This is a genomic window from Rhodococcus sp. YH1 (assembly GCF_009939605.1).
GTDB lineage: Bacteria > Actinomycetota > Actinomycetes > Mycobacteriales > Mycobacteriaceae > Rhodococcus > Rhodococcus aetherivorans.
This window is the reverse complement of record NZ_WVTE01000234.1, coordinates 17,351-41,148: the sequence shown is the minus strand read 5'-3', so window position 1 is coordinate 41,148 and position 23,798 is coordinate 17,351. Positions and strand designations below refer to the sequence as shown.

The following is a 23,798-nucleotide window of genomic DNA, read 5'->3' as shown; positions in this document are numbered from 1 at the left end:
TGACACCGGCCCCTGTACGCGGCGGCCATGCCGTGGGTCACATCACGGCCATAGTGTTCTCCCATCCGAGCGACAGCGCCGCCGTAACGCCGGAACCGGCACACGACGGCGGCCGCACATCAGGTCTCGAAGGGAGTGCCGTGCATACCGATCCACCGGCCGAAAGGTCCGACACCCTGGGCCACGCGCTGAAGAAGCGCCATCTCACCATGCTGTCCATGGGAGGGGTGATCGGGGCCGGGTTCTTCGTGGGGATCAGCGCGATCATCGGTCAGGCCGGCCCCGGCGCCATCCTCACCTGCCTGATCTGTGGGCTCATCGTCTTCCTGGTCATGCGCATGCTCGGGGAGATGGCCGTCGCCAAGCCCTGCACCGGCTCGTTCACCGAATACGCCCGCGACGCCATGGGCAACTGGGCAGGCTTCGCCACCGGCTGGCTGTTCTGGTACTTCTGGGTGGTCGTCGTCGGGATCGAGGCCGTGGTCGGGGCCACCCTGCTCGCCCGCTGGCTCCCCGGCGTGCCGCTGTGGCTGATGGCCGCCGGCCTGCTGCTGATCATGACCGTCGTGAACCTGTTGTCGGTCGGCAACTTCGGCGAGGCCGAGTACTGGTTCGCCGGGATCAAGGTCGCGGTGATCATCGCGTTCCTCGTCCTGGCCGGTCTCTACGTGCTGGGCGTCTGGCCCGGGGCCGAGCTGTCCTTCGGCAACCTGACCGCACACGGAGGCTTCCTGCCCCACGGCTTCACCCCCGTCATGGTCGGGGTGGTCGCCGTCATCTTCTCGATGACGGGGGCCGAGCTCGTCACGATCGCCGCGGCCGAGTCGAAGGAGCCGGCCGCGGCGATCCGCCGCGCCACCAGCACCGTCGTGTTCCGGATCCTGGCGTTCTTCGTCGGCGCGACGTTCCTGCTCGTGACCATGCTGCCGTGGGACAGCTATGTCGTCGGCGAATCCCCGTTCGTGGCCGCCCTCGACGTCCTGGGCATCCCCGGGGCCGCCGAGATCCTCAACTTCGTGGTGCTGGTCGCCGTGCTCTCGTGCCTGAACTCCGGGCTCTACACCGCCTCGCGCATGCTGTTCGTGCTCGGTGCCCACCGCGACGCACCCGCGTGGATGACGGCCGTCAACTCCCGCGGTGTCCCGCTGAAGGGCGTGCTGTCGTGCACGTTCGTCGGATACGTGTGCATCGTTGCGGCCTACGTCTGGCCCGACACGATCTTCCTGTACCTGGTCACGTCGTCCGGTGCGATCTGCCTGTTCGTGTACATCATGATCTGCCTGTCGGAGCTGGTGCTGCGCCGCCGCTGGGAACGCACGTCGCCGGAGATCCTGCAGTTCCGGGTGTGGCTCTACCCGGTCCTGCCGGTCGTCGTCACGGCGGTCATAGTCGCGATCCTCGTCGGCATGTGGTTCACCGGCGCCCGCGCCGAACTGGTGCAGTCGCTGATCGCGCTCGCGGTCATCGTCGCCGCGTACCACCTCAAGACCCGGTACCTGCGCCGGCGCGGCGGCGAACGGGCCACCCCGCCGGAGGAGAGGGCGCTGGCCCGGGCGATGCACGTCGACGCGGAGCCGCGACCCGGCGGGCCGCAGCCCGCGCCCTCGGGCAATCCGGCCCACTGACGATCCGCTCCGCGCCGCCGGCTGCAACGACAGCCGGCGGCGCGGTGTTGTGCTCGGAGGACAACACCCCGTCGGAACTCGAGCCCGCGAGGCCGTAGTCGGGACGTGATCCCCGTCACTACCGTTGTGGTCAGCCGAAGAGAAAAGGACCGACGGTAGTGACGATCGAATATCTGGTGTGGCACCGCGAATCGGACCGGCCCTGCGTGCGGGACGACGACCGGGAACTCACCTACGCCGAATTTGCCTGCAGAGTAGACGGTTTCGCGGCGCAACTCCAGCAGCACGGGATCGCTGCGGGTGACGTCGTCGCGGTGATGCTGCCGAACCGGGCCGAACTCCTCGTCGCCCTCATGGCGGCGTGGCGGCTGGGTGCGACGGCCACCCCCGTCAATCCCGCGTTCACCGCGACCGAGGCCGAGTACCAGATCGACGATGCGGGAGCCGTACTCGTCCTGGGCGCCGGTCCCGACACCCCGTCGGGCGGCCGCCCGCTGATCCACGTGGACGACATGGCTACCGCCCCGCCGGCCGGATGGTCGGCCGGCGCCGATCCCCGTCCCGACGACACCGCCCTGCTGATCTACACCTCCGGCTCGACCGGCCGCCCGAAGGGCGTCCAGCTCGCCCACGCGAACCTGCAGTTCATGGCCGACTCGTTCCGCACGCACCTGCAGCTGACCGAGGCCGACCACTGCCTGCTGATCCTGCCGCTGTTCCACGTCAACGCGATCGCGGTCAGCTTCCTGGCGCCGATCCTGGCCGGGGCGCAGCTCAGCATCACCGGCAGGTTCTCCCCGGCCCGGTTCTTCGACGACGTGGCACGGCTGCGGCCGACCTACTTCTCGGCCGTGCCCACCATCTACGCCCTGCTCGTCTCCCAGCCGCTGGACACCCCGGTGGACACCTCGTCGCTGCGCTTCGCGATCTGCGGCGCGGCCCCGATCTCGAAGGAACTTCTCGATCGGGTCGAGCAGCGCTTCGGCCTGGTCGTGGTCGAGGGCTACGGGCTCACCGAGGGCACCTGCGCGTCGGCGTGCAACCCGATCGACGGCCCCCGCAAGCTCGGCACCGTCGGCCCCGCGCTGCCCGGCCAGCAGATCGCCATCGCCGGACCCGACGGGCGGCACCTGCCGGCCGGCGCCACCGGCGAGGTGCTCATCAAGGGGCCCAACGTGATGCGCGGCTATCTCGGCCGACCCGAGGAGACCGCCCGCACCGTCGTCGACGGCTGGTTGCACACCGGCGACGTCGGCCGGCTCGACGAGGACGGATACCTCACCCTCGTCGACCGCATCAAGGACATGATCATCCGCGGCGGGGAGAACCTGTATCCCAAGGAGATCGAGAACGCCCTGGCCACGCACCCCGCGGTCCTCGAGTCCGCCGTGATCGGCGCGCCGCACGAGGTGTACGGCGAGGTTCCCGTCGCGTACGTCGTGACCTATCCCGAGCGGACCGTCACCGACTCCGAACTGCTCGCCCACCTCGCCGAGCGGCTGACGAGGGTCAAGGTGCCCGCCGAGGTGCACGTCGTCGCCGCCCTGCCGCGCAACCCCGTCGGCAAGATCGACAAACCCGGCCTGCGGCGCAGCCACGGTGCTCCCGTGCACGCCTGACCGCTCCCGAGGACACCACACGCTCCACCCCGACTCGCCGGCCCCGGGCCGGTGGGGCGGCAACCCCTACCCGAAAGGCGAATTCCCATGGGTTTCAAGACCGGCCACTTCCCGGAAGTGGACCCCGCCACGTTCCGCGACCTCCCGTTCCGGGATCGGTTGCGGGCCATGTCGACCCACTGGGTCGACTACGGATTCGGCACGCCGAAAATGGTGCACACCGTCTACATCCTCAAGCTGCTGTTCCTCTACATCGGCGCCGGCACCGCCCTGGCGACGCTGACCTCGGGCCTGTCGTGGCTCGACGTCTCGTCGTGGTGGAATCAGCCGATCGTCTACCAGAAGCTGATCCTGTGGACCGTGCTGCTCGAGGCGCTCGGTCTCGCCGGGTCGTGGGGTCCGCTCGCCGGTCACTTCAAGCCGATGACCGGTGGCTTCCGGTACTGGCTCAAGCCCGAGACGATCCGGCTCCCACCGTGGCCGGGCAAGGTGCCCGGCACGTCCGGTGACCGCCGCACCGTCGGCGACGTGGCGCTCTACGCCCTTCTGATCGTCAATCTGATTGTCGCCGTGGTTCTTCCGGGTGTGCATTCCGCCTCCGTCGACGCGCTCGTCGCCGACAACGCCGGCCTCGTCCGCCCCGCGGTCGTGGCGCCGCTGATCGTGTTGCTGATCGTGATCGGCCTGCGGGACAAGGTCATCTTCATCGCCGCCCGCAGCGAGCAGTACCTGCCGGCGATGGTGTTCTTCACCTTCCTGCCCTTCGTCGACATGATCGTGGCCCTCAAGCTGCTCATCGTCACCGTCTGGGTCGGCGCCGGCGTCTCCAAGTTCGGCCGCCACTTCGCCATGGTGGTCCCCCCGATGATCAGCAACACCCCGTGGATGCTGTCCAAGCGGGTCAAGCGCATGCACTACCGCAGCTTCCCGAACGACCTGCGGCCCTCGCACCTCGGCAGCGGCGTCGCCCACGTCCTCGGCACGTTCGTCGAGATCGTCACCCCGCTGGTGCTGCTGTTCTCCACCAACCGCACGCTCACGCTGCTCGCGGTGCTGCTGATGGTGGCGTTCCACTTCTTCATCGCCTCGACGTTCCCGCTCGCGGTGCCGCTGGAATGGAACCTGCTGTTCGCCTACGCCACGGTCTTCCTTTCTGGGGCTTCCCCGCCTGGGACGGCTACGCCGTGACCGACATGTCGTCGCTGTGGCTGGCGGGCGCGATCACCGCCGCGCTGTGCTTCTTCCCGGTCCTCGGCAACCTGCGCCCCGACCTGGTCTCGTTCCTGCCGTCGATGCGGCAGTACGCCGGCAACTGGGCCTCGGCCACCTGGGCGTTCGCCCCGGGTGCGGAGGAGAAGCTGAACCGGCACATCGTGCGGGCCGCCGAGAACACCCGCACCCAGCTGCTCGCGACCTACCCCGCCGACGTCGCGGACGTCGTGATGCACCAGCTCCTGGGCTGGCGGTCCATGCACAGCCAGGGCCGGGCGCTGATCTCCCTGATGATGCGCCACCTCGGGGACGACATCGACACCTACGACCTGCGCGAGGCCGAGTTCTCCTGCAACTCGATCGTCGCCTTCAACTTCGGTGACGGGCACCTGCACAACGAGCACCTGATCGCCGCGATCCAGCGGCGCTGCAACTTCGCGCCCGGCGAGTTCGTCGTCGCCTGGATCGAATCCCAGCCGATCCACAAGGGCACCCAGGAATACAAGGTGATCGACGCGGCCCTCGGCGTGATCGAACGCGGCACCTACAGGGTCGCCGACGCCGTCGCCGAGCAGCCCTGGTTGCCCAACGGGCCCATCCCGTTCGACGTGGAGTGGACAATGGACCGCGAGGGCGCCCACCGGGCAGCCGCACAGCGGGAGGTCACAGCGTGAGTACGGCGGTCGTGGTCGGTAGCGGACCCAACGGGCTCGCTGCCGCCGTCCACCTCGCCCGCAGCGGCGTGGACGTCCAGGTTCTCGAGGCAGCCGACGAGATCGGTGGCGGCACCCGCTCCGGCGAGCTCACCGTCCCCGGCCTGGTCCACGACCACTGCTCCGCCTTCCACCCCATGGGTGCCGGCTCCCCCTACCTGCAGACCCTCGGCCTCGATCGCTACGGGCTGCGGTGGCGGTGGCCGGAGATCGACTGCGCCCATCCCCTCGACGGGGGCGAGGCAGCCCTGCTGCACCGATCCCTCGACGTCACCGCGGCCGGCCTCGGCGAGGACGGCCCGCGGTGGCGGCGGATGTTCGCCGACCTCGCAACCGGGTTCGACGGGCTCGCCGCGGACCTGATGCGGCCGGTGCTCAACGTCCCGCGGCACCCGCTGCGGCTGGTGGCGTTCGGGCCCCGGGCCCTGCTGCCCGCCACGGCCTCGGCCCGCTGGTTCCGCACCCCCAAGGGACGTGCCCTGTTCGGCGGGGTCGCCGCTCACGCCTACCACCGGCTGGACCGGCCCGCCACGTCCGCCGTGGGTCTGATGATCACCGCCGCCGGCCATCGCTACGGGTGGCCGGTGGCGGAGGGCGGCTCCGCCGCGATCGCGCGGGCACTGACCGCGCAGCTCGCGGAGCACGGCGGCAAGGTGCACACCGGGGTCCGGGTCCGCCGTGCCGCGGATCTGCCGCCCGCGGACGTCGTGCTCCTCGACGTCGCCCCCGAGGCCGCCCTCGGCATCCTGGGCGACGCGGTACCCGCGCGGATCGCCAAGGCCTACCGCAGGTTCCGCCACGCTCCCGGCGCCTTCAAGGTCGACTTCGCGATCGACGGTCCCGTTCCGTGGGCCGACCCGGAATGCGGGAAGGCCGGCACCGTCCACCTCGGCGGCGAGTTCGCCGAGATCGCCCGGGCCGAACGGGACGTCGCGACGGGGCGCATGCCGGAGCGGCCGTTCGTGCTGCTCGGCCAGCAGTACGTCGCCGACCCGACCCGCTCCCACGGCTCCGTGCATCCGCTCTACGCGTACGCCCACGTCCCGGCCGGCTACACCGGCGACGCGACGGACGCGATCGTCGCCCAGATCGAGCGGTTCGCCCCGGGGTTCCGGGACCGCATCGTCGCCACCGCGGTCACCGCGCCCGCCGACCTCGCGCGACAGAACCCCAACCAGGTCGGCGGTGACATCATCGGCGGCGCCAACGCTGACCTGCAGGTGGTGTTCCGGCCGCGAATTGCGCTGGACCCCTACAGCACCGGGGTTCCCGGGGTCTACCTGTGCTCGGCCTCGACCCCGCCCGGGGCGGGCGCGCACGGGATGTGCGGCTACAACGCCGCGGAATCGGCGCTGCGGCACCTGCGGAGCGCCGGCCGTGGCTGAGCCGGTGGTCTCGGGGCGGTCGACGGGCGCACCGTCGGCCGCCGACGAGGTTCAGCGCGTCGTCGCCGAGGTCGCGCGCCGGTTCGACGCCCGCCAGCGGGAGATCACCCGTTCCATGACCGCGATGATGGCGCGGGAGATCGCTCACCTCGACGAGGATCCGCATCTCGTCGAGCTGCTCGAGGCGAGCGTGCACGGCAACATCGCGACGATCATCCACGTGCTCACCAACGAGATCCCCGCCGAACACCTCCAACCCACCACGGCGGCAGTGGAATATGCGTTGCGGCTGGCGCAGCGCGACGTGCCGTCGCACTCGCTCGTCCGTGCGTACCACATGGGACAGAACGACCTCATGCGGCTGTGCTTCGACGAGGTGCGGTCGATGAACCTCCCGCCGCAGGTGACACTCGACGTCATCGAGCACATCTCCGCGGTGGTCTACCGGTACATCGACTGGATCACCCTGTACGTGTTCGACGCGTACGAGAAGGAACGGCGCCGGTGGTCGGCCGTGCGCGGCAACGTGCACTCCGCCCTCATCCACGGCCTCGTCGACGGATCCGAAACCGACGTCGCGGCGTTCGAGGCGGAGACCCGGTACCGGCTCGACCGCTGTCATGTCGGGGTGATCGTCTGGACTACAACCGAATCCGCGGACGGCGCGATCAATCCCCTGGACCGGCTGGTGCGCGCGGTGGCGGTGCACCTCGGGTCGGATGCCCCGCCGATCCTCACCGCCATCGACCGGCGCACGGTGTGGGCCTGGCTGCCGTTCGATCGGCACCGGCCGACGATCGACACGGCAGCACTCGATTCCGTCGTCCGATCCCATCCCGCCGGCCGCCTCGCGCTGGGCCTGCCCGGCTCCGGCCTCGCCGGTTTCCGTCGCTCGCACGAACAGGCCGAGGCCGCGTATTCGATCGCGGTGGCCCAGGCCACGTGCACCCGGCGGGTCATCGGGTTCGGGGATCGCGGCGTCGCCGTGGTGTCGCTGCTCGCCCGCAACCTCGACGCCGCGCGGGCGTGGGTGGGCGAGATCCTCGGCCCGCTCGCCGACGACACCGAGCAGGCCGCGATGCTGCGGGTCACGCTCGGCACCTACTTCGCCACCGGTGAGAGCCACCTGCACACCGCCGAACGGCTGAACCTGCACCGCAACACCGTCAAGTACCGGATCAACAAGGCCCTCGGCGACCCGACCCGCGCGCCCGCGGTGCACGACAAGCTGGACATCGCGCTGGCGTTGCAGGCGTGCGAGTTCCTCGGGGAGGCGGTGTTGCGCTGACGCGCCGGGTATCCCGACTGTGACAACATCGGCACGGTCGGTCGATTCCAGGAGGCACCGTATGAGCATGCCCGGCGTGAAGGCACTCGTCTTCGACGTGTTCGGCAGTGTGGTGGATTGGCGCACCAGCATCGCGCGCGCGGCGGCACCGTTCCTGGTTCGTCACGGGAGCAGTGCCGAACCCGCGGAGTTCGCGGATGCCTGGCGCGCGCGCTACCAACCGGCCATGCAGGCGGTACGCGAGGGCAGGCGGCCCTTCGTGCGCCTCGACGTGCTGCACCGGGAGAACCTGGACGACGCCCTGCGCCGCTGCGGCATCGACCCGGCGGGCATACCGGGGCACGAACTCGATCAGCTCAACCGTGCCTGGCACGAACTGGATCCGTGGCCGGACGCCGTCGAGGGGCTCACGCGGCTGAAGCAGCGCTTCGTCGTCGCGCCGCTGTCGAACGGCAACGTCAGCATGATGGTCGATATCGCCAAGCGCGCGGGTCTGCCCTGGGATGCCATCCTCGGTGCGGAGGTCGCCCAGGCCTACAAACCCATGCCCGAGGCCTATCTGCGCACGGCAGACATCCTGGGCCTGGAGCCGGGCGAGGTGTGCATGTGCGCCGCCCACAACGAGGACCTGGCGGCCGCGCGCGCCTGCGGCCTGAAGACCGCGTTCTTCGCGCGACCCACCGAACACGGCCCGGCCCAGACCACGGACCTGCACGCCGAACACGACTGGGACGTGATCGCCGACGACCTCGTCGACCTCGCGCGCCGCCTGGGCGCCTGACGGCGCCCGTGCGCGCTTCTGGTAGCGGCTACTACCAGAAGCGCGCACGGGGTCAGGCGCCGATCAGGCCGTCGGACTTCCAGGCCGCGACGACGGCCGGGCGCGGTTGGGCGGTGCCACCGTCGGGCCAGCGCGACGACGGGGCGTCCCACGTGGCGTCGTCGGTCTCGCCCGGGTGCTGCACGCACACCACGACGCGGTTCTCCTGCACGATCGGCCCGCACGTCTCCGCGCCGACGGGGACGGTGAGGAACTGCCGGGTCTCGCCGCGGCGCGGACCGTCGAGCACGACGCTGAACAGCCCGTCGTTGGACTTCAGCGCGTTGCCGTCGGTGGAGATCCACAGGTTGCCGTGCGGGTCGAACGCCAGGTTGTCCGGGCACGAGATCGGGCTGACCTGAGCCTTGTCGAAGCCGCCGAAGTAGGTGTCGGCGGCCTCCGGGTCGCCGCAGACCAGCAGCAGGTTCCATGTGAACGACGTGCCCGCGTGGTCGTCGTCGAGTTCGAGCACCTGCCCGTTCTTGTTGTTGTTGCGGGGGTTCGCCACGTCGGCCGCGGCCTTGCCCTCCTCGCCGCGCTTGGAGTTGTTGGTCAGCGCCACGTAGATCTTGCCGGTGACCGGGTTCGGTTCGAAGTCCTCGGGCCGGTCCATCTTGGTGGCCCCGACCTTGTCCGCGGCCAGGCGGGTGAACACGGCGACCTCCTCGGCGGTCATGCCGTCGACCAGGGACTCGCCGCGGCCGTCCTCGGCGGTGCGCAGCAGCGGGATCCACTCCCCCGTGCCGGTGAACGTGCCGGAGGCGGGAAGCGTACCGCTGCCGTCGATCTCGTCCGGCGCATCACCGGTCAGCTTGGCCACGTACAGGGTTCCGGCGTCGAGCAGCGTCATGTTGTGCCGCATCGCGGCCTGCGACGTGCCGCTCTGCATCGTCCGGGAGGAGACGAACTTGTACATGTAGTCGAAGCGTTCGTCGTCGCCGCTGTAGGAGACGACGGTGCCGTCGCCGGTGACGTGGATCGTCGCGGCCTCGTGCTTGAACCGGCCGAGCGCGGTGTGCTTGACCGGCACGGACGTCGCGTCCCACGGGTTCACCTCGACGACCCAGCCGAACCGGTTGACCTCGTTGGGGGTAGCGACGATGTCGAAGCGCGGGTCGAAGCGCTCCCACAGCCGTTCCGAGGCGCCGCCCTCGAGGCCGTACCGGGCCAGTCGCTCGGCGGCCACGGGATCGGTGACGTTCTCGGCGTTCGCGAAGTACTGGTTGAAGTTCTCCTCGCCGGAGAGCACGGTGCCCCACGGGGTGAGACCGCCGGCGCAGTTGTTCAGGGTGCCGAGCACGCGGGTTCCGGTCGGGTCGGCGGCGGTCTTGACCAGGTCGCTTCCGGCGGCGGGACCGGTGAGGGCGAACTCGGTCAGGCCGGTGATCCGGCGGTTGTACGGGCCGAATTCGGGTGTGAGGCGCCCGGATCCGGCCTCGCCCTTGACCTGCACGACGGACAGCCCGTGGTTGGCCCAGCCGATGCGCACCTGCTCCTCGGTGGGGTTCTCGGCGTCGTAGCCGGCGAACATGAACGGCTCGGACGTGTACTCGTGGTTGACCACCAGCAGGTAGGTGTTCGGCACGCCGTCGACGGGCAGCAGCCCGGCGAAGTCGTTGTTGTAACCGAACTGCTTCTCCTGCGCGGCCGCGGTCTGGTTGCCGATGTCGAAGGCCGGCGCGTCGGGCAGCACCGGGTCACCCCAGCGGATCACGACGGCCTGGTCGTAGCCCTCGGGGACGGTCACGGCGTCGTCGGTGTTCGGCGCGACGGCGGTGAAGTCGGTGCCGGTGGGCACGGGGCCGAGGTCCGCCGGGCCCGACGTCGTGGCGCCGCCGGTGCTGCCCGCGTCGTCGGAACACGCGGCGAGCACGCCGCCCGCACCGACCGCGAGAACCGCCATCGCGCCGCCGCGCAGCACGCCGCGCCGGGTCAGGGCGGTGCGCACGATGTCGCCGAAGTACTCGCCCCCGGAGGTGTTGGGCACCGCGTGGGAACACGCGTTGCCGCACTTGTAGCGGCAGGTGACGGCGGCGCGCGACGATGTGCCGTCGTGCGTGACGATCAGCGGCAGGGGCTTCGGACTCACAGGTACTCCCTCGTCGAATCGGTTCAACGCGGGCACCGTAGGAGACCGAAACCAGGTAAAGGGAACGAGAAGGTGAACGGGCGGTGAGCCCGCCCCTCGGCACATCCGCGCCCCGCCCGGTCAGCCGCGACATCGGACTGCTGTCGCGACCGACCGGGAATCGTGCGGATGCGGAACCCTCACCGAGGAGCGATCAGTCGTCGGCGATTCCGGTTCCGCTGAGCGCGGGGACGGTCTGCTCGGGGCGGCGCAGCGACAGTGCGGCCGTCTTGAACTGGACCAGCTTGTCGACGACGGTCTGCCCCTCGGGGGTGTGGCCCCAGATGCTGATGCCGCGATGCGTGGTCGGCTCCCAGGTGGATTCGTCGACCACGATGGGGTTCCAGCCGACCTCCCACTCGAACCCGGACGGTGTGCGAGCGTAGTAGGACAGCTCGCGATCGTTTGTATGCTGGCCGACGCCGAGGGCCATGTCGAAGCCGAGTTCCTTGACACGCTGGTAGGACCGGGTCATGTCGTCGAGCTCGGTGACCTGGATGTTCAGGTGCTGGATCCGGGTGCGGACCGGGTCGACGGGAAGACCGCGCACCGCGGCGATCGCCACCGAGTGGTGGCGTTCGTTGACGCGCAGGAAGCGGATCTTGAGTTTGGCACCGCTGATGGTTTCGTCGATGTAGTCGGACAGCCGGGCGTCGAAGACGGTGCCGTAGTAGCCGTGCAGCGTGTGCGGCCGGGTCGAGGTGATCGCGACGTGTCCCATTCCCGATGCGCCGGTGACGAATCCGGCGTTGCTCATCGCCAGCGGCGTGGTGGTGGTGCGGGCGCGGGTGAAGATCTCCTGGTCGATGCCCTTCGGCCCGGGGAAGCGCAGCAGGCGTTCGACGCCGCGCAGGGCCGCCTCCTCGTCGGTGCCTTCGGTGACCGGGACGCCGCGGTCGCGCACCCGGGCGACGATTCGGTCGAACGATCCGTGATCGTCGATCTCCCAGCCCAGGGCGGTGACGTCCTCCGCGTCGCCGCGTTGCAGCAGGAACCGGCATTCGTGGTCGTCGAGCCGAAATCGCATGGCCTGGGCGGAAAGCCGGTCGGCGTGCAGGCCGATCGCGTCGCGGCCGAAGCGGTGCCAGTCGGCGAACTTGTTCGTCTCGATGACGACGTAACCGAGGTGGACGGAGCCGAACAGCGAGTCCGCGGTGGTCATCGGGTGCTCCCGGTGAGGAAGGCCGTGGTGACGGCGTTGAAGAAGTCGGCGCGTTCCCACTGCACCCAGTGGCCGGTGTTCGCGGCGAGCAGCAGGTCGCAGTTGGGCATGGTGTGTGCCAGCATGCGGCCACCACTCGGACGATTGACCTTGTCGTCGGCGCCCCAGATCACCAGCGTGGGGGTGGCGAGCCGGCGCAGTCGCCGGTCGCGGGTGAAGTCCATGCCCCACAGCGTGCGCAGGGCGCCGGGCCCGGAGGGACGGCGCAGCGGCGGATCGGCCACCACGGCCGGATCGATGCTCGACCGGTAGCGTTCGTCGATCACCTCGTCGGGTACGGTGGCCCCGTCGAAGACCAGGTACTTGCGAATGAAGCCTTCGAGCTTGTCGCGTGAGGGACCGTCGCCGGTGTAGTACGACAGCAGCGATTGCAGGCCGGGAGTGGGCAGCCCGCGCGTGGTGCCGATGCCACCGGGGCCCATGAGCACCATCTTCTCGACCCGTTCCGGGGTGTCGAGAGCCAGGCGGAGGGCGCAGGCACCGCCGTAGGAGTTGCCGACCAGGTGGGCACGGCCGAGGTTCAGGGCGTCGAGCAGTCCGCGGATGTTGTCGGCGAGGTAGCCGAACGGATCGGACCGGTCGACGCCCTTGCTCGAGCGTCCGTAACCGGGCAGGTCCGGCACGATCACCCGGAACTTCCGGGCGAGCTCGTCGATGTTGCGGGAATAGTTGGACGCCCCGGAGGCGCCGGGCCCGCCGCCGTGCAGCAGTAGTACCGCCGGCCCTTCTCCGGTTTCGGCGAAGAAGATGTCCTTGCCGGCGACGGTCACGGTGCGTTCGGTCAGCGCTGTGCGGGTCATGCGAGGGTCTCCGTTTCCTCGGAAAGGCGGATGGATGAGGGGGCTTTCATTCCCGGCGGGGGCGGCGCGAGGTTGGTGTCGGGTCCGGCGGCGGCGTAGACGACCCCGTCCGGCCGCAGGGCCAGGACGGTGGCACCCTTGGCGCGCATCCACCGGATCAGGGTGCCGTTCGTGTCGACGACGGTGTCGGCGGCCGGGGCGGCGCCGGGACCGGCCAGACGCACGGTCGGTACGCCGGCGGTGCGCCAGCCGGGCCACGAGTCCGGCGAGCCGACATGCAGGATCGTCCATCGCCCACCGAGCACGTCGTCGAGGCGTTCGAGGCTGCCCTTCTCGTCCAGCACCCACGGCTGCGGTACGAGCCATCCCACCGCCGCCGACGCGACCGCCTTCGGGCCGGCCAGCAGGCCTCGGGGGTAGAAGGCGTCCGGGATCCACCGATTGTCGCGTAGCCATTCGGGAATCCCCGGTACCCGCATGGCAATCCGGAAGAACCGATCACGCACGGCCGCGAGTACAGGGTGCCGCTGGGTGATGAGCCGGCCCACCTTGACCGCGCGGTCGGTCACCTCCCGCACATGGGGCAGGCGTTCCAGTTGATAGCTGTCGAGGATCGATTCGGGCAGGGTGCCGTCGAGCACTGCGGCGAGCTTCCAGCACAGGTTTGCCACGTCGCGCACCCCGGCGGACATGCCCTGGCCGATCCACGGCGGCATCGCGTGGGCGGCGTCGCCGGCGAGGAAGACCCGGCCGACGCGCCAGCGGTCGGCGAAGCGCACGTGGTGGCTGTAGACGACTGCGCGGAGAATCTTCACCTGCGTGTCGGTGATGCCCTGGTTGTTGAGTACGCGCCAGATCGCTGCGTCGGTGACCAGTTCGTCCTCGTCCTCGTCGTCGCGGACCGGGAATTCCCACCGGTGGTGTCCGAGCGGTGTCGGGCAGTCCACGGTCGGACGGTCGGGGTTGCAGTGGAACCGGAGCCGATCGTGGCCCGGCCACTCCTGCAGCACCTTCGTATCGATGACCACCCACCGTTCGGCGTAGGTCCGGCCCTCGTAGCCGATCCCGAGCTGAGCACGGGTGGGGCTCGCGCCACCGTCGGCGGCGATCACGTAGGACGCACGCACGCGTTCGAAGGCGTCGTTCCGTAGGTCGGCCAGCATCAGCTCGACCCCGGCCGCGTCCTGGAGGACCCGCAGGCACTCGTGCTCGAGCAGGACATCCACGTTGGGGAATCGTTCGACCCCGCCGCGCAGCACTTTCTCGAGTGCGGGCTGGTAGATGAACTGCTGAGGCGGGTGACCGGATCCGTGGGACACCGGTGCGATCTCCGTGAACGGTGCGCCGTTCGCGTCGACGAAGGTAGCGGCGTTGCCGGCGAGCATGTCCTCCTGCAGGCGGTCCGCCAGGCCGACCTGCTGCCAGATTCGCAGCACCTCCTCGTCGGTGGAGATTGCCCTCGCCCTGCCGTAGATGTCCGGATTGCGCTCGATCACAAGCACTTTCAATCCGATCTGGCCGAGGATGTTCGCGGCGGTCACGCCGGTGGGGCCGTAGCCGATGACGGCGACGTCGTAGTGCGGGATGTCGGTCACGTCGAGACCTCTCGTCGAGCGGGGAAGGGTGTCGATCGGCGGGGTGGAATCCGGCCGCCGAAGATCAGGGATTGTTCCTGTAGTGGTCACTACAGTAAGCTGGCGTGCAGTGTGAGTCAATACACACCGTCGCAACCTGAGGAGCGCTCGTGGACGAGCAGAAGAGGACCCGGCAGCGCCGCGCGAACGGCGAGGAGTCCCGTCGCCGGATTCTGGACGCCGCCGTGGAGGTCGCCGCCGAGCGCGGCTACGAGGGCACCAGCATTGCGCTGGTGAGCAAGAAGTGCGGTCTGCCCGCGAGCTCGATCTACTGGCATTTCAAGGACAAGGACGAGCTGATCGCCGCGGTGATCGAGCGCAGTTTCGACACCTGGCTGTCCGGGTGGACCGTACCGGACGGCGACAACCCACGCGAACGCATCGTGGCCCTGGCGATGCAGGTCGCGAAGACGCTGTTGGATTCACCGGACTTCCTGCGGCTGGGGCTGATGCTCACCCTCGAGCGGCGCCCGGTCGAACCGAGCGCCCGCACGATGTTCTTGCAGGTGCGTGAGCAAGCACGCCTCCGCCTCGTCGACGCAATCCGCGACCTCGCGCCCGGCCTGTCGGACGGCTCGGTCGCCCTGCTGACCACGTACGCGATGGCCGGCGCCGACGGTCTGTTCATCGCCAAGGAGATCGGCGGCGACAGCGTCGATCTCGTCGCCCTGTTCGAACTACACGCCCATTCGCTCTACGACGCCGCGCAGCGGTTGAGCACTTCCGAAGGAGACTGACCTCGCGCACCGCCGGTGCGTCCTTTGGGCGGCTGGGGCAACCCGAAGGACGCACCGGCCGCGGAGCGGCCTACAGCACCTGCGACAGGAACTGCTGCAGTCGTTCGGTCTTCGGGGCGTCGAACAGTTCGTCGGGGGGACCGGTTTCCACGACCGCGCCGTGGTCCATGAACACCACCGTGTCCGACGCCGAGCGGGCGAAGCCCATCTCGTGGGTGACGACCACCATCGTCATGCCGCCGGACGCGAGATCGGCCATCAGGGCGAGGACCCCCTTGACCAGTTCCGGGTCGAGCGCCGAGGTGGCCTCGTCGAAGAACATCACCTGCGGGGCCATCGCGAGCGCGCGGGCGATCGCGACGCGCTGCTGCTGCCCGCCGGACAGGTTGCCGGGACGGGAGTCGGCCTTGTGCTTCAGGCCGACGAGATCGAGTTGTTCGAGGGCGAGCGCGCGGGCCTGCTCCTTCGACAGCCCCTTGAGCTTGCGGGGGCCGAGCGCGATGTTCTCGGCCACCGTCTTGTGCGGGAAGAGGTTGAAGTGCTGGAACACCATCCCGATCCGCTGCCGCAGCTCGTCGGGGTTGTCCTTCAGCACCGAGCGGTCGTCGAGGAGGATGTCGCCGGCGTCGGGTTCGTGCAGCCGGTTGAGCACGCGCAGCAGGGTCGACTTGCCCGAGCCGGACGGGCCGATGACGGTGACGGTCTTGCCGGCGTCGACGTGGATGTCGACGCCGCGCAGCACCTTGTTGGTGCCGAAGGCCAGGTGCAGTCCGGTCCCGGTGAGGGACACGCTGTCCCGGATGGTGGTCGGCATCGGTCAGCCCCTCTCCACGACGAGTTCCTGCTCGAGCGGGTCGAGGGTGGCCTCGGGCCGGCCGGTGCGCAGGCGGTGGTCGATGTAGTTCACGAGATGAGTCAACGGCACGGTGAGGATGAGGTAGAACAGGCCCGCCGCGACGAGCGGCGAGAGGTTGCCGGTCTGCGCGTTCAGGTCGCGGCCGACGGCGAACAGTTCGCGCTGGGTGGCCAGCAGACCGAGGAAGTAGATGAGCGACGAGTCCTTGATGAGCGAGATGAACTGGTTCATCAGCGCGGGCAGCACGCGCCGCACGCCCTGCGGGATCACCACCAGTGTCAGCGCCCGGCGGTAGCTGAAGCCCAGGGCCCGGGCCGCCTCCATCTGCCCCGGTTCGACCGACTGGATGCCGGAGCGGAAGATCTCCCCGATGTATGCGGCCGCGAGCAGCGCCAGCGCCGCCGCGCCCAGCCAGTACGGGTTGTTGCCCGTGGCGCCCTGCACCACCGGGCCGAGGCCGAGGCCGACGAGCAGGATGATCACCACCGCGGGCAGGCCGCGGAAGATGTCGGTGTAGACGCGGGCGGGCCAGCGCAGCCAGCGGGTGCGCGATATCCCCGCCATGGCGAGCAGCATGCCGAGGACCGTGCCGGCGAGCCCGGAGGTCAGCGCCAGGATCAGGGTGTTCGGCAGACCGGTCTTCAGCAGATCCGGGAAGGCGTGCCGGTACAGCTCCCACGAGAAGAACGTCTCGCGCAGCTGTTCGAGCGTGGACTTCGGGGCCGTGGCCGCCGGCTCCTCGCCGCTGGCGGTGTTTTCGGCGGCCAGCGCCGCGAAGTCCGGCAGGTCGGGTTCCGGCGCGGCCTTGCTGCCGGGCTTCCAGCCCTCGGGCAGTTCCCGGGGGACCCATTCGGTGTAGAGCTCGGCCCAGGTGCCGTCGGCGATCACGGCGTCGAGCCCGGAGTTGAGCGCGTCGATCAGCGCCTGGTTCTCCCGGGACACGGCCCAGCCGACGTAGTTGTTGAGGCTGAACGTGTTCTGCACGATCGACGTCGGATCACCCGGCGCGATCGCGCCCTCGGCCTGCTGCGACGGCGCCACCCACGCGTCGATCTGGCCGGTCTTCAGGTTCGCGTACGCGGTGTTGTAGTCCGGGAACTTCACCGGATCGAGACCGAGGGTGTTGACGACGTAGTCGTCCTGGACGGTTCCCTGCACGACCCCGATGCGGGTGGACGCGTTCAGGTCCCCGAAGCCACGGATGGGACTGCCGTTCTGCACGACCAGCGAGAAGTAGCCGAAGTCGTAGCCGTTGGTGAAGCCGACCAGCCGGCGACGTTCGTCCGTGGTGGTGATCGACGACGAGCCGACGTCGAAGCGCCGGCCGGCCACCTGGGCGAGCAGGCCCGCGAACTCGGTGCCGACGAACTCCACGCGGAGACCGAGTTTCTCGGCGATGGCCTTCAGCAGTTCGTTGTCGTAGCCGGTGAACTCGCCCTGGGAGTTCACGCAGATGCTCGGTGGCGCGTCGGAGAGCGTGCCTACGGTGAGCACACCGGGGGTGATGAGGTTCAGCCCGGAAACGTCGATCGACTCGAGCGGCACCACGCCCGGGGTGGTGTAGCGGTCCTCCGCGGCGGCGGCCGACGTGTCGAGATTGGTCGGTGCGGCGGAGGCCCCGCCGACCCCGGGCGGGGAACACAGGTCCTGGGGAGCCGACGGTCGACCACCGCCCGAGGAACAGGCCGTCGCAGTCAGCGCCAGGAGCACCGCCAGGAGCAGCGCCGCCACGGTGCTCCGTTTCGCCATCACGGATTCGGGCATGGTGGGAGCCTAATCCGAATCGCGCCGTCCGACGGGTGTGCCGGGGCGGGTCAGCCGCCGGTGGGTTCGATCGAGACCGTGGAGGCCCGCAGCCGCCCCCTGCAGTGACTGCACGTCAGTGCGGGTGCGAAGGTGTGGCCGCAGTGGCGGTGACGCAGGACGATCGCCGGTCCCTCCGGTGCGCGGAACCAGCGCAGCCCCCAGTCGATCATGCAGGCGACGACGGGGAAGAACGCCCGCCCCTTGTCGGTGAGGTGGTAGGTCACCCACGCCGGGCGGTCGGGATTGGGCAGTTCCTGCAGGACGCCCAGCTCGGTGAAGCGCCGGAGCCGGTCGGCCACCACCGTCGGAGGTGCCCCCATGCGCTCGGCGAACTGCCCGTAGCGGGTGGCGCCGAGGAACGCCGCCCCGAGCAGCGCCGCCGACCACCGGTCGCCGAGCAGTTCCATCGTGTGCGGCAGGATCTCCGGCGCGCGAGCACGGCCGGACCGTCGGCGACCGGTCGCGGCCGGCACGCTGCGCGGCCACTGTCCGCTGGGGCCGAGCTGCGCGTCCACGTCGGGTGCGCCGGTGGGCCGGTCGCAGTGGCCGCAGACGAGCACCGGTGTGAACCGGGCGCCGCAGACCGCGTGCCGCCTGGCCGGGAGCTGTCCCCGGTGGTCGGGCGCCCACTGCTGTTCCCACGCCCACATGGTGAGCAGAACCGGCCACACGCCGTGGCCGCGGGCCGTCAACCGGTACTCGTGTCGAGCCGGCCGCTCCTGGTACTGCACCCGCTCGAGGAGTTCCGCGTCGGTGAGGCGGGCCAGGCGCGCGGTCAGCACCGCGTTGGAGATCTCCCCCCGCTCGATCCAGTCCCGGTATCGGCGGTCGCCCTGCAACGCGTACCGCAGAATCCACAGGTTCCACTCGTCGCCGAGGATGCCGAGGGTGACCGCGATCGCGTTGTCACCGCCCGGCTCGAGTTCGGTGACCGTGCCGGAACCTGCCATCGACAGCTGATCATAGGTTCAGGACGTCGCCTGCCCGGTCCGCGTCCCGCCACCCCGGGAGGTCCGAGCCCGCCGCCCAGGTCGAGTGGGTGCCGCTCGAGACCCGTTCGGGGAGTCCGATCCGCGCGAGCGGTCCGTCCCCCGGTTGCCGCGCGTCGAAGACCAGGCATTCGGACCGGTCCCGGTTCATGTCGGTGGTGATCGTGATCAGGTAGCCGTCGTCCTCGGCGGCCGACCCGGTGCGGGGCGCCATCACGGTCTCGCTGCCGAAGACGCCCTCGCCGAACGAGTAGTGCTCCTCCGCCCCCGTCTGCACGTCGTGTTTGACGAGGCCGTCGAAGAGGAACCAGCCCGGCACCCCCGTCGCGGCGTAGGTGTAGCGGTGGCGGACGCCGCCGTGATGCGGATTGATCATCCCGAATTCGGTGACGGACTCGGACAGCCGTTCCTCGGTGAGCGAGCCGGTGCGCAGGTTCAGCCGCCAGCGGTGCAGGTGGGTGCCCATGCGGTCGAGTGCCAGCGAACGGAACAGCCGCCGGTAGATCGGTCCGGTGCCGTCGTCCGGCGGTTCCGGTGTCTCCTGATGGAATCCCTCGAGCACGATCTCGTCGCCGTCTTCGTAGGCGTTGGTCCAGTGCAGCACGTAGGTCGGGTCGGCGTCGAACCAGGTGATCTGGTCGGGACGGCCGCGCCGGGGAATCACGCCGAGCCGCATCGGCAGGTCGGGGTGGTAGCGCGGCACGTACTTGCCGCGCGCGAGGGCCTCCGGGATCCAGAACAGGGGGCAGTCGTTGAGGATCGCGTAGTTCTCGGTGAACGCCATGTCGTGGGGCAGGCGGGGGCCGGGCAGGGGGATGTCGACGTAGTGCACCAGCCGATCGTCGGCGTCGACCACGCCGTAGTGCAGGTACGGGGCGTCGGTGCCGTAGTTGAAGAACAGCAGTTCGCCGGTGCGGGCGTCGACCTTGGGATGCGCGGAAACGCCCCAGTCGGAGGGGAATCGGCCGTCCCACGTCGCCTTGCCGAGGGTCTCGAGCGTGGTCGGGTCGAGGCGGTAGAGGTCCCCGCACTGCCAGAAGCTGGTCAGGGCGACGCCGCGATGCACGGTGACGTCCGTACTGGAGGCATCCTTCATGCGGCCGCGGGCGCCCCAGCCGTCCTGGCGGATCGAGTTCTGCGGCCGTTCGGCGATGCCCGCCCACAACGGGCCACCGGCCTCCTGTTCGGCCAGGAAGCCGTCGGTCTTCACGAATCTGTTGCGGTAGAAGACTTTTCCGTCGCGAAATCCGACGACGTGAATCATGCCGTCACCGTCGAAGGGATGATAGAGACCTTCGAGTGCCGGGTGCGCCGGGTTCTCGGTGTTGCGCAGGTACACGCCGTCGAGATCGGCCGGCAGGTCGCCGATCACCTCGAGGTCGTCGGCGCGCCGCTCCGTGTGCTGCGGGCGCCACGGACCGGTGCGGTACGGGTGGTCGTCGTCCGCGGGCAGGGTGGACAGTGCCCGTCCCAGAATCTCGAGTTCCATGGATGTCCTTTCAGCCGACGACGAAACTGACCGTGGTGGTCGTACTTCCGCCGATGTTCAGGGTCGCGGCTCGCGTGGCGCCGGGGACCTGGTAGTCGCCGGCGCGGCCGGTGATCTGGCGGTGGCAGTCCAGCAGCATCCGGACTCCGGTGGCGCCGACCGGATGCCCCCCGCCGAGAAGCCCCCCGCTGGGGTTCATGGGGATGCGGCCACCGATCTCGAGGTCGCCGTTCTCGATCGCCTGCCAGCTCCGGCCGGGGGAGGTGATCCCGAAGTGGTCGACGGCCAGGTATTCGCTGACGGTGAAGCAGTCGTGTGTTTCGATCAGGTCGAGGTCCCGGACGCCGCCGATGCCGCTCCGCTCGAACGCGTCGACGATCGTGGCGCGCACGTGCGGCATGACGAGGGGATCGTCGCCGTCGCGGGCGAGCTTGCCGGACAAGGACAGTCCGACCGTGCGGTGGCCCCAGCCGAGGATGCGGGACATGTCGTCGACGGTGCGTGGGTGCCGGCTCAGGTAGCGGTTGCTCAGCAGCACCACGCCCGCGGCGCCGTCCGTCAGCGGACTGCAGTCGGTCCTGCGGAGGCGTCCCTCGACCACCGGATTGGCGGCCTCGTCCGGGCCGAAACTGCCGGGTCCGTAGGTCCGGTTGCGGGTCTGCGCATTCGGATTGGCGCGGGCGTTGCGGATGTTCAGTTCCGCGATCGCCCTCAGGTGCTCGTCGTCGAGGCCGTAGCGGCGGTCGTACTCGTCGGCGATCTTGTCGAACATGTACGGCCACATGTACTTCGCGTCGGCGCCTTCCTGTCCCACCCAGGCCGCGGCGTTCATGACCCGGGTGCCGGCGTCGCCGGGGACGCACCGTTCGAGTTCGACGCCGAGCACGAGGGCGCAGTCGTAGCGACCGGCCTCGAGATCGGCCATCGCGGCGAGCACGGCAAGGGAGCCGGACGCGCAGGCCCCCTCGTGCCGGGTGGCCGGGATCCCCCACAGCTCGGGCAGCACGGAGGCCGGCATGCCGCCGAGGTGTCCCTGGCCGGTGTAGAGCTGTCCGAAGGCATTGCCGACGTGGATCACCCCGACGTCGGCGACGTCGATGCGGGCGTCGCGCAGCGTTTCCGTCACCGTCTCCGCGACGAGGTCCGCGATGTTCCGGTCCTCCCGGGTCAGGTTCCGCGCGAAGTCGGACTGGTATCCACCGGCGATCCACACGCCTTCAGGGTTCACGCCGCTCACCGCCTTCCGCGGGGGTCGACCATACGTGGCTTCAACTACAGTAAACAGAGTGACCAGGCGGACGCAACGACGATGTGCGCGCGGGCAGCCGGGAACCGGACCCCGGTTGCCGCGTCCCGGCCCTGGGGTAGCCCGGTCAGGCCAGCCCGGACAGCGGCGGTGCGGAGTTCTCGTCCCGCCACCCGATCGCCTCGAGGAGGCCGCTCAGGTCGTAGTCGGGACCGCCGACACCGACGGTGAACAGGGTGACGCCCGCATCGACGAAGGCGGCCGCGTGCGCGGTTCCGGGCCACGGCACGGACCGCTCGACCTCGTTCGGTGAGCGGCCGGCGTCGGCGCAGCGCGCCGCGAGGATCTCCGCCTTCTCCGTGTGGGTGTCGAGGTCCCCGAAGCTGTGCCAGATGTCGGCGTACTGCGCCACCAGCGGGATGGTCTTGCGGGGTCCGCCGCCGCCGATGAGCAGCGGGATGTGCCGGGTCGGCGGGGGGTTGAGCTTCGCGAGCCGCGCGGTGATCCGGGGCAGGTATTCGCCGAGCAGTTTCAGCCGGGAACCCTTGGTGCCGAAGTCGTAGCCGTACTCGACGTAGTCCTTCTCGAACCAGCCCGCGCCGATGCCGAGGATGAGCCGGCCGCCGCTGATGTGGTCGACGGTGCGGGCCATGTCGGCGAGCAGATCGGGATTGCGGTAGCCGCCGCCGGTGACGAGCGCTCCGATCTCGACGCGCTCGGTCTGTTCCGCCCACGCGCCGAGCATCGTCCAGCATTCGAAGTGGGCGCCGTCCGGGTCCCCGGAGAGGGGATAGAAGTGGTCCCAGTTGAAGACGATGTCGGCGCCGGCGTCCTCGGCGCGGAGCACGGTGTCGCGGATCTTCCCGTAGTCGGGCTGATGCTGGGGCTGGAGTTGAAGACCGATGCGAATGGGACGGTGCATGAGTCAACGGTAGGGCCGTCGCGCCGGTCCCGCAGCCGATCCGTGTGGGCGTCCCGGTGGTGCAGCGGACGGATCGGGCGCACAGTGAAGGAATGCGCATCACCGAGCCCGCCGCACCACCGACCGGACTGCGCCGCCGATTCCTGCGCGCTCCGATCCACCTCTACCGGATCGGGCTGGGGCGGGTGCTGGGCCGCCGGTTCCTGCTGCTGCACCACGTCGGCCGGCGCAGCGGACGGCCGCGGCAGACGGTGCTCGAGGTGGTGAACCACGAGGACACGTCCGGCGGATTCGTCGTGGCCGTCGGCTTCGGGAAGCAGACCGACTGGTACCGCAACCTGCGGGCGCATCCCGCGGCGCGGATCGAGTCGGGCCGCGAACGGGTCGCGGTGGCCGCGGAGTTCCTCGATCCGGAGGAGGCGGCGGAATTCATGGCGCGGTACGGGCGCCGGCACCCGAAGGTCGCGCCGCGGTTGTGCGCGGCGATGGGCTTCGACGTCGACGGCAGCGAGGCCGACTACCGGGCGGCGGGCCGGCATCTGCGGTTCGTGCGGTTGCACCGTACCTACAGACCGGTCAGCGGTCCGCGCCGGTGAGGCTCGCGAACCGCTGCGCCAGGCCCTGCAGGAACGACTCGAGCGCCAGCTCGAAGCCGTCGCGGTCGATCTCGTCCGCGTGCTCGCGCAGCCGGTGTGCCTGGGACAGATGGGGATAGCGCTCCCGGTAGATGGTGAGGTCGTCGAGGAAGCCGCCCGAGAACGAGGCGATGGCCGAGCCGACGACGATGTACTTGATCGACGCGCCGATCAGGGTCGCGGTCCGTGGCGGCCACCCGGCCCGGGTCAGGCCGCCGTGCACGGCGTTGGCCTGATCGAGCGCGACCTCGCGCCGGCCCGGGCTGCGCGCGAGGAACGGTACGAGGTTCGGGTGCTCGGCGAGGGCGGCGCGGTAGGACCTCGCCCAGACGCGCAGCGCCTCCTGCCAGTCGTCGGTGTCGAACCCGCTGATATCGACGGACTCGCCGACCTGGTCGGCGATGTCGTCGAGCAGCTCGTCCTTGTTCGAGTAGTGGCTGTACAGCGACGGCGCGCTGACATGGAGCTCGGCGGCGATCTTGCGCATGGACAGTTCGTCGAGTCCGTGCGCGTCGACGAGGCGCAGGGCGGTCTCGCGGATGAGCGGGCGGCTGAGCAGCGGGGTACGGGGTCGTGCCATCGGCGCTCCTTCCTCGGCGTCGGTCCGGGGGTCGGTCCCGGGGTCGGCCTGGACAACCTAACAGTGTCAAGTTACAGTACGGGTGTACGCAG

Annotated in this window: 18 protein-coding genes and 1 pseudogene; 8 read left to right on the top strand and 11 right to left on the bottom strand. The window is 69.9% G+C overall.

What is annotated here, in order from left to right:
* Positions 1-140 precede the first annotated feature (140 nt).
* The 6 genes and pseudogenes from AIIKEEIJ_RS21315 to AIIKEEIJ_RS21290 all read left to right on the top strand — a co-directional run bounded on the left by AIIKEEIJ_RS21315 (position 141) and on the right by AIIKEEIJ_RS21290 (position 8,623).
* Positions 141-1,625, top strand: a complete 1,485-nt coding sequence (locus tag AIIKEEIJ_RS21315; RefSeq protein ID WP_050036188.1) for an amino acid permease — start codon at positions 141-143, stop codon at positions 1,623-1,625.
* Positions 1,626-1,783: 158 nt separating this feature from the next.
* Entirely contained in the window at positions 1,784-3,244 is a 1,461-nt protein-coding gene (locus AIIKEEIJ_RS21310; RefSeq protein WP_161996507.1) for an AMP-binding protein, read from the top strand.
* 87 nt (positions 3,245-3,331) lie between these two features.
* Positions 3,332-5,130, top strand: a pseudogene (locus tag AIIKEEIJ_RS21305) (DUF3556 domain-containing protein).
* Positions 5,127-6,554 (top strand): FAD-dependent oxidoreductase, encoded by a 1,428-nt coding sequence (locus AIIKEEIJ_RS21300; RefSeq protein WP_161996506.1) that lies wholly within the window; start codon positions 5,127-5,129, stop codon positions 6,552-6,554. Before AIIKEEIJ_RS21305 ends, AIIKEEIJ_RS21300 begins: the two are co-directional and overlap by 4 nt.
* A complete protein-coding gene (locus tag AIIKEEIJ_RS21295) occupies positions 6,547-7,842 on the top strand; it encodes a PucR family transcriptional regulator (protein ID WP_050036186.1) in 1,296 nt (431 codons plus the stop codon). The genes AIIKEEIJ_RS21300 and AIIKEEIJ_RS21295 overlap by 8 nt, the downstream gene beginning before the upstream one ends.
* Positions 7,843-7,903: 61 nt before the next feature.
* Positions 7,904-8,623: a haloacid dehalogenase type II gene (locus AIIKEEIJ_RS21290; RefSeq protein WP_161996505.1), complete on the top strand. Its 720-nt coding sequence runs from the start codon at positions 7,904-7,906 to the stop codon at positions 8,621-8,623.
* A gap of 52 nt (positions 8,624-8,675) precedes the next feature.
* On the opposite strand, the gene AIIKEEIJ_RS21285 is transcribed toward AIIKEEIJ_RS21290, so the two are convergent.
* From AIIKEEIJ_RS21285 to AIIKEEIJ_RS21270, 4 genes are all read right to left on the bottom strand, one after another.
* A complete protein-coding gene (locus AIIKEEIJ_RS21285; protein WP_161996504.1) occupies positions 8,676-10,751 on the bottom strand; it encodes an alkaline phosphatase PhoX in 2,076 nt (691 codons plus the stop codon).
* 193 nt (positions 10,752-10,944) lie between these two features.
* A complete protein-coding gene (locus tag AIIKEEIJ_RS21280; protein ID WP_029546735.1) occupies positions 10,945-11,952 on the bottom strand; it encodes a VOC family protein in 1,008 nt (335 codons plus the stop codon).
* On the bottom strand, positions 11,949-12,812 hold the full coding sequence (locus AIIKEEIJ_RS21275; RefSeq protein WP_161996503.1) for an alpha/beta fold hydrolase: 864 nt from the start codon (positions 12,810-12,812) through the stop codon (positions 11,949-11,951). The genes AIIKEEIJ_RS21280 and AIIKEEIJ_RS21275 overlap by 4 nt, the downstream gene beginning before the upstream one ends.
* Entirely contained in the window at positions 12,809-14,407 is a 1,599-nt protein-coding gene (locus AIIKEEIJ_RS21270; RefSeq protein WP_161996502.1) for a bifunctional 3-(3-hydroxy-phenyl)propionate/3-hydroxycinnamic acid hydroxylase, read from the bottom strand. The genes AIIKEEIJ_RS21275 and AIIKEEIJ_RS21270 overlap by 4 nt, the downstream gene beginning before the upstream one ends.
* Positions 14,408-14,556: 149 nt before the next feature.
* Between AIIKEEIJ_RS21270 and AIIKEEIJ_RS21265 the strand changes: the two genes are divergently transcribed.
* Positions 14,557-15,183 carry a TetR family transcriptional regulator gene (locus tag AIIKEEIJ_RS21265; protein ID WP_161996501.1) on the top strand — a complete coding sequence of 209 codons (627 nt, stop codon included), beginning with the start codon at positions 14,557-14,559 and terminating at the stop codon, positions 15,181-15,183.
* Positions 15,184-15,253: 70 nt separating this feature from the next.
* On the opposite strand, the gene AIIKEEIJ_RS21260 is transcribed toward AIIKEEIJ_RS21265, so the two are convergent.
* From AIIKEEIJ_RS21260 to AIIKEEIJ_RS21235, 6 genes are all read right to left on the bottom strand, one after another.
* Positions 15,254-15,997, bottom strand: a complete 744-nt coding sequence (locus AIIKEEIJ_RS21260) for an amino acid ABC transporter ATP-binding protein (RefSeq protein ID WP_065923277.1) — start codon at positions 15,995-15,997, stop codon at positions 15,254-15,256.
* 3 nt (positions 15,998-16,000) lie between these two features.
* Positions 16,001-17,803: an ABC transporter substrate-binding protein/permease gene (locus AIIKEEIJ_RS21255; protein WP_050036180.1), complete on the bottom strand. Its 1,803-nt coding sequence runs from the start codon at positions 17,801-17,803 to the stop codon at positions 16,001-16,003.
* Between the two features lie 50 nt (positions 17,804-17,853).
* Complete coding sequence (locus AIIKEEIJ_RS21250; protein ID WP_202917376.1) at positions 17,854-18,795, bottom strand: winged helix-turn-helix transcriptional regulator; 942 nt, start codon at positions 18,793-18,795, stop codon at positions 17,854-17,856.
* A gap of 10 nt (positions 18,796-18,805) precedes the next feature.
* On the bottom strand, positions 18,806-20,323 hold the full coding sequence (locus AIIKEEIJ_RS21245; RefSeq protein ID WP_161996500.1) for a carotenoid oxygenase family protein: 1,518 nt from the start codon (positions 20,321-20,323) through the stop codon (positions 18,806-18,808).
* Between the two features lie 10 nt (positions 20,324-20,333).
* The gene (locus tag AIIKEEIJ_RS21240) at positions 20,334-21,560 is read right to left on the bottom strand and encodes an acetyl-CoA acetyltransferase (protein WP_161996499.1); all 1,227 of its coding nucleotides are present in this window, start codon (positions 21,558-21,560) and stop codon (positions 20,334-20,336) included.
* Between the two features lie 136 nt (positions 21,561-21,696).
* Entirely contained in the window at positions 21,697-22,491 is a 795-nt protein-coding gene (locus AIIKEEIJ_RS21235; protein WP_029546728.1) for an LLM class F420-dependent oxidoreductase, read from the bottom strand.
* Positions 22,492-22,583: 92 nt separating this feature from the next.
* On the opposite strand from AIIKEEIJ_RS21235, the gene AIIKEEIJ_RS21230 reads away from it, so the two are divergent.
* The gene (locus AIIKEEIJ_RS21230) at positions 22,584-23,087 is read left to right on the top strand and encodes a nitroreductase family deazaflavin-dependent oxidoreductase (RefSeq protein ID WP_161996498.1); all 504 of its coding nucleotides are present in this window, start codon (positions 22,584-22,586) and stop codon (positions 23,085-23,087) included.
* Here AIIKEEIJ_RS21230 and AIIKEEIJ_RS21225 read toward each other — a convergent pair.
* Entirely contained in the window at positions 23,068-23,706 is a 639-nt protein-coding gene (locus AIIKEEIJ_RS21225; RefSeq protein ID WP_006932215.1) for a TetR/AcrR family transcriptional regulator, read from the bottom strand. The genes AIIKEEIJ_RS21230 and AIIKEEIJ_RS21225 overlap by 20 nt on opposite strands.
* Positions 23,707-23,798 lie beyond the last annotated feature (92 nt).